Here is a 2154-nt window from a genome sequence, read left to right on the forward strand (position 1 = left end):
ATCAAACCAAGAATTCCGGTGCAAATGTTGAAAACCCTGCACATCAGTTAAATTGTATTGTAGGGGCGTGATGGTGATAAAATTCTCGCCAATAGCGCGCACATCCGTAGGCACTTGCGGGGGTAAATGGCTGTAGTCCGGTTGTTCGATATCTTCCACCACTTCCCCAATTAACCAGTAATAACTTTTACCCCTAGGATCCAGTCTTTTCTCGAAGGTTTCCTCGTAGCGTCGCAATCCCTGCCTAGTGATTTTCACCCCCTTGATTTCGGCACTACTAACCGGAGGGACGTTCACATTGAGTAAAGTGGGAATAGAAAAAGGGTTAAGGGCAACTTTCCTGACTAAAGTGAGGGCAAAATCGGCGGCCGGTTGGAAATCACAGGCTTTAAAACTAGCCAGACTAACAGCAATACTGGGAATACCTTCGATTAAGCCCTCCATGGCCGCGGAAACCGTGCCAGAATAGAGGATATCGGTGCCGAGATTAGACCCGTGGTTAATGCCGGCTAAAACTAAATCGGGACGCTCTTTGAGGACGGCACTAAGGGCAAATTTCACCGAATCGGCGGGAGTTCCCGAGCAGGACCAAGCAATCACATCGGGGTGAAAAATTCCTTCCACCTGTTCGGCCCGGATGGGATGGTGTAGGGTTAAGCCATGACCGGTAGCAGAGCGCTCGCCGTCTGGACAAACTACGATGACTTGATGGCCCGCAGTAGCGAGGGTGTTAGCGAGGGTGCGGACTCCTAGAGCGGAAATGCCGTCATCGTTACTGATTAGTAGTTTTAAAGGGCGATCGCTAGTCATGGAAATTTCTGCTCTACTGCGTCGGCTAGTGGTATAATGTAATAGTATTTTATTGTGGGTACGTAGCTCAGAGGATAGAGCACCAGGTTCCGGTCCTGGGTGTCGGGGGTTCGACTCCCTCCGTACTCGTTCAGAAATCAGGGGTCGGTATTCCCCCGGTTGTGCTGCTCCCCGCTCGCCAAAATGGGTAAAACCCCACACCCCACACCCTACCCCCTCGAAAAACTTTTTGCCGCAAACCCGATACTAATCCACGGTGCGACGAATTTGAAGACCACACCATTCTTGACGTTTCCATAGGGCAGCCACTGTCCAGCCTTGGGGTTCTAAAATATCTGTAACCGCTTGTGCTTGGGTGACGAGGATGCCGCTTAAAATTCCCCAAGTGGTGGGTTTTGCCAGACGGGTGATTGCGGGCATTAAAGCGATAATTGTCTCGGCTAAAATATTACAAACGATGCCATCAACACCATCGGGAATTAATTCTAACAACTCCTCGACACTACCCTGATTAATAGCTAAATTTTCGGGGTTAATCCCGTTGAGATGGCGATTACTGCGCGTCGCATTCACCGCCAGGGGATCTATATCGACAGCATAAACTTTTTTGGCCCCCAATAAAATCGCCCCGATCGCCAGTATACCGGAACCACAACCGATATCGGCGATAATTTTATTCTCTGGATGGCTACTTAAACGCATTTCTAGGGATTCTAGACATAATTGCGTGGTTGGATGCGTTCCCGTGCCAAAAGCGGAACCGGGGTCAATTTTAATCACCAATCTCTGGTTATTTTCGGGGGGATTTAACCAAGCAGGACAGATCAAAAAGCGATCGCCGATCTCGCTAATTTGCCAATGTTGTTTCCAACTGCTGGCCCAGTCTTCCTCGTCCATTAACTGCCAATGGCTGACAGGTTCGGGAAAACCTAAAATCAAAGCATCTTCCTTTAAGCAGAGGCTTAGTGCCTCTAAATCGGGCAATTGCGCTTTAATTTCTGGTATATAGGCCTTAACCTCTAAAGAGGATTGTTTTTTAGCAGTGGCCGTTCCCGAACAGCCAAAATTTTCCAGTCTCCAGAAAACCGTTTCTTCGAGACTAGGTTCGCACAAAACCGTAATTTCCCACCAACTATTAGACATATATCAGTGATCAGTGATCAGTTATCAGATTTGAGTTTTCAGTCAACAGTATTAAGTAGGTGGGTGGAATTAAATATAAGATGAACGTAGGTTGGGTTGAAGCATGAAACCCAACGCCCGCATGGGTTACGCTACCGCTAACCCATCCTACAAATAATTGTACCTCCCTACTTAAGTGGCAAGTGCGGAGCTTTCTTTTCA

The 2154-nt window shown here is 48.0% G+C and carries 2 protein-coding genes and 1 tRNA gene; 1 reads left to right on the forward strand and 2 read right to left on the reverse strand.

What is annotated here, in order from left to right; all coding sequences use genetic code 11:
* A partial coding sequence (surE, locus tag PX481_RS13360) for a 5'/3'-nucleotidase SurE (protein WP_288094723.1) occupies positions 1-810 on the reverse strand: 810 nt, incomplete at its 3' end.
* A 56-nt stretch (positions 811-866) separates the two neighbouring features.
* Between surE and PX481_RS13365 the strand changes: the two genes are divergently transcribed.
* A tRNA-Arg gene (locus PX481_RS13365) sits at positions 867-939 on the forward strand.
* 117 nt (positions 940-1056) lie between these two features.
* On the opposite strand, the gene prmA is transcribed toward PX481_RS13365, so the two are convergent.
* Positions 1057-1953, reverse strand: a complete 897-nt coding sequence (gene prmA, locus PX481_RS13370; RefSeq protein ID WP_288094724.1) for a 50S ribosomal protein L11 methyltransferase — start codon at positions 1951-1953, stop codon at positions 1057-1059.
* Positions 1954-2154: the final 201 nt, after the last annotated feature.

This window comes from Microcystis sp. M53603_WE2, from assembly GCF_030065435.1.

Bases quoted from the DNA above. Each gene is read 5' to 3' on its own strand.
- prmA (WP_288094724.1), bottom strand. From the start codon at position 1,953: ATGTCTAATAGTTGGTGGGAAATTACGGTTTTGTGCGAACCTAGTCTC.